Raw genomic sequence first — 6,825 nt, forward strand, 5'->3', positions numbered from 1 at the left:
AAATAAAAAAAGCGTCCTAAAGACGCTAAAAAAATAAGTGGTGTAAAAAAGATATAAAACTAAGATTACATTATTTTATGAAAATGATTTTGATAAATAAATAGGACAAGTGTGGAGTTTAAGGGTCAGTGACAGGGTTTCTGCTATGAACCGCAAAATGACTAATTACCAAAAAACACAGTTATTTGTAATAGTACATAAAAACTATAATGTTCATTGATGCCATGGTTTTCAGGGGTGTATATAGAAAATAAATTTCAGCACGTGACCCTTAGTACCAGATACTACACACAGCAATAACAGTAATAATAATCTTAACCAATCCATAGCAAGCCAAAAGTCTCCGCCATTAACAATATCAGGGCTTAAACCATACTCATCAACAAAAATACCTAATTCCAAAATAATTTAACCGAAATTAGTGATGAAAAAAGACTTATTATAAATACTGTAATTGATAATTTCCTTTTTCCCAATTGTAATATCCTCTTTTTGAACAAAATAATTTTTTACTGAGTCTTTTCCAAATTTACCACAAAAACCCAAAGTCCTTATTGAAGTATTCTGCCCCTTTAGTTGAATAACAAAAAAAAAAACTACCAATGATGGCAGCTGGATATTAAAGTAACGCACCCGTTAGTTTAAGTACAATCCTTCACAATCTAATTTATTTATTTCATAAAAAATGAATAAGCCATTGAGGGTTTTTCCGTTTGCTTTTAATGGCATTGTATTACCTTCCTGCATATTCTTCTCCTAACTAGCTATATTTGGTTTAATTCATTAGGTTTCTTCCTATTGACAAGTTTTTATTGGTAACCTAACTTCAACCGTAGTACCTTCATTTTCTTTACTTTTTACTTTTATTGACCCATTATGTTCCCGAACAATTCTAAAACATATCATTAAACCTAAACCAGTACCTTTTTCTTTATTACAATAGAACGGCTCACCTAATTTCTGAACTCGCTCCTTACTTATCCCAATTCCATTATCGATTATTTTTATTAGGACATTTTCACCTTCTATACTGCCTTGGATTTCTACAAACCCATTTTTAGGAATTGCTTCAATGCTATTTTTAATTATATTAATGAAAACTTGTTTTATTTGGTTTGTATCACACATAATCTGAGGAAGATTTTGTTTATCCTCTTGGAAAATTTCTACATTTTTCAAATTTGCTTCTGGTTTTAATAATGTCTCAACTTCTTTAAGTATAGTTTTAATATTAACCTTTTTTAATTCAATTTCTTTTGGTTTGGCAAGATTAATAAATTCTTCGAGAATTTCCTCAACTTGTTTAAATTCTTTGGAAATTACTTCGAAAAATTCTTTCTTCATGATTCCTTCCTCAAAAAGTTGAATGAACCCCTTTATTGAAGTTATAGGGTTTCTAACTTCATGTGCAACACCTGCAGCAAGTTGACCCACAACTGATAATTTCTCTGATTTTGAGAGCTGTTCTTCCATTTCCTTTTTTTCAGTAATGTCTCTCCCCACTACTATAAAATGTTTTGGATCGCCATTTTCTCCAAGGACTGGGGTACCTAGTCCTTCAAATAATAACGATTTCCCATCAACGTTCACAAAACGAGCTTCCATCCTTAATGGATTCATAGTATTTAGTACTTTTTCAAATCCCATCATTACGCCTTGCTTGTCATCAGGATGTATTAAATCAAACGATCTTTTACCTATATATGATTTTAATGGGTTACCCATTACTTTTCCAAGGGAAGGTGATGCATACTGTATCGTTCCATTTATATCCAATAACATTATTATGTCCGTCATGTTTTCAGAAATCAGTCGATATTTAGCTTCGCTTTCTTGTAAAGCTTTCTCCGCTTTTTTGCGTTTCGTTATATCTATACATGAACCTATGACTTGTACTACTTCTCCCGCTTTTTTAATAGGACGTAAAGTTGCAAGATAATTAATTCCATTTAGCTCTTCCTCATAAGTAACAAATTCCTCTCCTTCCCATGCCATCTTATAGTAGGCAGTTTTATCGAGGGCGGTTCTATAAGGTAGAAAGTCAACTAATTCTTTTCCTATAACTTGAGAAGGAATCATTCCAAGACGGTATAATAATTCCCCGTCACATTGTGTATGAATAAATCGTTCATTAATTTTCTTATACTTAAATATCATCCCTTGCTGCAAACGAATTGTATCGTGTAACTCTCTTTGGGCTGATTCCAATAATTCTTTTAATAACAATTGTTGGTTTATATCTTTAGGGATTCCATGTTCTTCAACTATTATTTCGATTTCAAACCGTTTTTCTTGTAATTGAGATACTGTTAAGGGCTTACTTAAAAAATACCCTTGCCCTTCATCACATAAATGTTGTTGGAGAAAAACCAGTTGTTCCTTTGTTTCTATTCCTTCTGCGACTACAATCAAATTCAAATTATGAGCCATTGAGATAATGGTTTTAACTATGGTTTCATCATTCGGGTTGTTTCGAAGTTCTTTAACAAAAGACTTGTCGATTTTTAAGGTATCAACAGGAAAATTTTTTAAGTAGCTTAATGAACTGAAACCTGAACCAAAATCATCGATACTAACACGGACTCCAATCTTTTTAAGCTGTTGTAACATTAAAATTGTACGGTCAATATCAACTGTCATACTTTCAGTAATCTCAATTTCTAAAAAGTGTGGTTCTAATCCTGTTTTTTGAAGAATGGATTCAATAGTATCAATTATATTAGTCTGATTAAATTGAATAGCTGATAAATTGACGGAAACAACTGTTGAAAAACCTTGTTGCTGCCAAGTTTTATTTTGTATACAGGCAGCATTCAAAGCCCATTCTCCAATAGGTAATATTAATCCTGTCTCTTCAGCAATAGGTATAAATGTTTCTGGCGATACCATTCCCAATTCTGGATGGTCCCAACGAAGTAATGCCTCAACACCCACAATTTTCCCCGTATTTAAATTGATTTTAGGTTGATAGTGAAGTAATAACTGCTTATTTTCTATCGCCTTGTGGAGCTCTATCTCTAATTTTAAAGCGTCTACTCTTCCTTCATTCTCATCAAAGGCGTAGAACTTATATTTATTTCTACCCTCTTTTTTTGCCTGATACATTGCATTTTCTGAATGTTTTATTAATAATTCTTCACTTTGTCCATCCTTAGGAAACTGGCTAACCCCAACACAGATTGAAATTTTTATGTCAAACCCATTTATACAAAATGGACTTGAAAATGATTCAATTATTCGTTCAATCACAGATGAAATTTCATTTTCATCAAGGTTTTCCAGCGTTAGGAGAAATTCATCTCCAGAGTATCGAGCTATGAAACCAAATTGATTTATTTTTTTCTCAATTTGTCTTGAAATTTGTTTTAATACCAAATCACCTACTCCATGACCATATGTATCATTAACATTTTTAAAATTATTAATATCAATAAATAAAACAGCAAATGAACCACCAATAGATTGTGATTGTAACTTGCGTTTTAAGTATTTATTAAAGTAAAAACGGTTCGGTATTTCTGTTATAACATCGTAATTAGCTAGAAAATTAATGTTTTGAAACTCTTTCTTTTTTTCTGTAATATCTCTAAAAAATACAGACAAGCCTTCCTTAGAAGGAAAGGCCCTTATTTCATACCATCTATTATTAAAAAACTCTTCAAATTCTACAGGGGCCATTTCCGACAATGCCCTTTTATATTGTAAGACAAATTTATGCAAGTCACTGTGTGGTAATACATCATAAATATATTGTCCAATCGCATTTTCTCGTTTAATTTGTAAAAGTTTTTCTGTAACATTATTTATATATTCAAATTTGAATTCATTATTTAACGAATAAAATGCATCGGATACTCGCTCCAAAATATCCTTATTATTTGTTATTGCACTCAATGGTGATCTCCTTTCGTTACGACCTAAAAAAGGAACTAAATTACTCACTAATATATTATACAATTATTTTCCATTGCAACGACAAATTTAAAATAATCCATCGATATTCTTAAAACACCTTGAGTTTTCATCAATTATTAATCCCTTTTTGAATAGAGTACCTAGCATCATGGTATTTTTCGCTCTACAACTAAACTGCCCCGTTAGCTGAACAAACAAAAAAGACCGCCGCAGCGATCTGGTGAAGGGAACTATTCCCCTACTAGAGCTAACATTCGCATGAATTACGGTGGCGCATGGAGTTTATGAAGATTAAGTGATTTAAATACTACTATTCATCATCATTAAAACGATTAGATTCGTCTAGGTTTAATCAAAACCATGATCCAATAATTGGATATCGAAAAGGACGGTCATTAAATGCTTTAACAATTCCAACAATCGGAGCTATTATAGCAATGAGTCCAAAAATAATGAGGAATGGAATCCCGATTAATATCCAAGAAAAAAAAGCAGACACTGAGATTAAAATACCGATCACAATATGAAATACCAGAGCCTGTAAGGATAAGCTTTTAATTTCTCGATCTGAAATAATAAAATATGTGATAATGGGAACTAGTATAGGTGCAAACCAAGTACTAGCATGAATCAATATTTTGAATCCCTTATTTTCCATTTAACATTTACTCCTCTTTGTATCGTAATATTTAACAAACCTTTATTCATTAATCATTATAAAGTTTTGGTTAAAATATTACATCAGACTATGAACTAAATCCGTTATACGTCTTAGGTCGTAGCTCAGATCAAAATTCCAGTATGCGAACTATACTTTTACATTCTCCAGCTACTGAGATTACTCCACTATATGACCCGTTTGTTTAATAAGCATAACTTCAACATTTCGTATAAATATTAGTGTTTAAAATGCTTGTTTTTAAAAAGTGATTTGAAGATATTATTAGGATTTTGATTAGAGTCAACTTTTTGAAAAAAATAAAACAAAAAAATGACCAATGCAGCATCTATCCACCAAAAGTGGTATCATAATGGCTAGTGAAATGCATAGGAGGGTTAACTTGAAAAAGCTTGTAAAAGTTGTTGCTGCCATTATTGAAAACGACCAACAAGAAATTCTATGTGCACTTAGATCTCCAGAAATGTCGATTCCAAATAGGTGGGAGTTTCCCGGTGGAAAAGTGGAAGCAAATGAGGACATTTATTCAGCGTTAAAAAGGGAAATCGATGAAGAGTTGGGCTGTAAGATTGAGACATTTAATGAAGTTTTTAAAGACAACACACATGAATACGACACATTTATTATTAATTTGATCTCCATTAAATGTAGAGTTGTTGAGGGAACACCGAGGCAAAATGAGCATTCAAAGTTAATCTGGTTAAAACGGGAAAACTTAGATTCGCTCAAGTGGGCACCTGCGGATGTACCAGCAGTTGAACAATTAATCCAAGAAAAATAGTCTTCTCGAAATGAGAAGACTATACATTGTTTGTAAACTCAGTATATTAAGATGCAGGAACTTCATTCTCTAATTCAACGATGACAGTAAAAGACTTATCTTCTTCTGTTTCTGGCATTTAAATAATGCATATTTTGGCAGTGTGTTCATTAATCATTTTGAATCACTACTCAAGGTAGAATTGTATAGAGGTTTATATTTATACATAATAGCCTAACTATGCTTATTGTATTAACGAGGCAGATTAGCTTAAGAAGGAAATAACTACTTTATGTTGAAATTATCCCTTAAATTAAAAAGTTAATTAAAAGTATACCCCTCACTAATGAGGGGTATATCTTATTTACCTTGTGCAAGTTCTTTTCTATTGGGAGCAAGTGGTGGCTGTTCTAACCATTTGTTTTCCACCATAATATCGAACCAACTTTTTGTCAATGTTAATGTTTTTAGAATTGTTTTTTCATAAACGACAGCTAGGTCTGTTCGCATGGCTCCTGCTAGACCTGTACCGTAATATATTTGTGCAGTTTGACCCAAGAAACCCATATGATACAACATTAATTTATCCGAAAAAGGAGAGTCCTGTGACGTTGTAACCTCTGATTCCCACGACATTGGAACGGGCAAATTATCCTTGTGCAAAATACTTGCAAGGGCTTGTATATTTTCATCTGCCTTTTTTCCTATTTCCTCAAAAAACATTCTTATTTCTTCCGATTCAGCGACTTGACTGAACCCGATTGAAAGAGTTTTTGCCATAATGCTTTTTTTAATATTAAGAGAAACACTGATTATTTCTGTAGCAGATAAAAGTCTCCCTTTTCCGAAGAATCCATCAGTAAAATCTTTGGTGGAAATATATTCAGGGTTCTCTTTAGGATAGAAATAGGGATCTCGTTGAAATTTTCCTTTTTTAAGCAATAACTCAATGGTTAAATCGTACATCCTTTTTGCATCATTATCACATGAATTGTAAAACTCACGTAGGTCCTTTCTGACAGAAACACTTAAAGCAGTGGTATGACCCAACAAACCATGTATCGTCATTATATGTAAATAATTTAAGCAGAATGTGTCAGAAAACAATCTCTTTGCACCCTTATTAAGATCGGACTCAGTAAATCCATTCGGAACTGGAAAACCATCTTTCTCCATGAAGGAAACTAGCTTACTCTTTTGCTTTTCCCATGTCTCAATGGCAATTTCAAAAACATTTTTCACCTCTTCGTCTTCCAAAATAGAAATCATATATTTATTTACTATCTCGGTCATCGTTCCGTTTATATACTCCCCCCATAGTGTTCCAATTTCGGAGGACGTAAGTTTTAAATTATCATTTTCCATTTGTTCTCACCTCTTCCGTATTTTTTACTGACTCAGAAATAGTTATGCGTTTCCTTGGACTTAAACCTTTTAGTTGATAATAGTTGAGCAATTTCTTGTTGAACTA

At 32.4% G+C, this 6,825-nt stretch carries 4 protein-coding genes; 1 reads left to right on the forward strand and 3 read right to left on the reverse strand.

Going from position 1 to position 6,825, the window contains the following annotated elements:
* Positions 1–795 precede the first annotated feature (795 nt).
* Together KHB02_RS05200 and KHB02_RS05205 are read right to left on the reverse strand one after the other, a co-directional pair.
* Complete coding sequence (locus tag KHB02_RS05200; RefSeq protein WP_213146178.1) at positions 796–3,894, reverse strand: EAL domain-containing protein; 3,099 nt, start codon at positions 3,892–3,894, stop codon at positions 796–798.
* A 373-nt stretch (positions 3,895–4,267) separates the two neighbouring features.
* Entirely contained in the window at positions 4,268–4,573 is a 306-nt protein-coding gene (locus KHB02_RS05205) for a DUF4870 domain-containing protein (RefSeq protein ID WP_213146177.1), read from the reverse strand.
* Positions 4,574–4,976: 403 nt separating this feature from the next.
* Between KHB02_RS05205 and KHB02_RS05210 the strand changes: the two genes are divergently transcribed.
* The gene (locus tag KHB02_RS05210) at positions 4,977–5,375 is read left to right on the forward strand and encodes a (deoxy)nucleoside triphosphate pyrophosphohydrolase (protein ID WP_213146176.1); all 399 of its coding nucleotides are present in this window, start codon (positions 4,977–4,979) and stop codon (positions 5,373–5,375) included.
* A gap of 339 nt (positions 5,376–5,714) precedes the next feature.
* On the opposite strand, the gene KHB02_RS05215 is transcribed toward KHB02_RS05210, so the two are convergent.
* A complete protein-coding gene (locus tag KHB02_RS05215; RefSeq protein WP_213146175.1) occupies positions 5,715–6,719 on the reverse strand; it encodes a DUF3231 family protein in 1,005 nt (334 codons plus the stop codon).
* Between the last annotated feature and the right edge of the window lie 106 nt (positions 6,720–6,825).

The organism is Neobacillus citreus (genome assembly GCF_018343545.2).
Taxonomy (GTDB): Bacteria; Bacillota; Bacilli; order Bacillales; family Cytobacillaceae; genus Neobacillus; species Neobacillus citreus.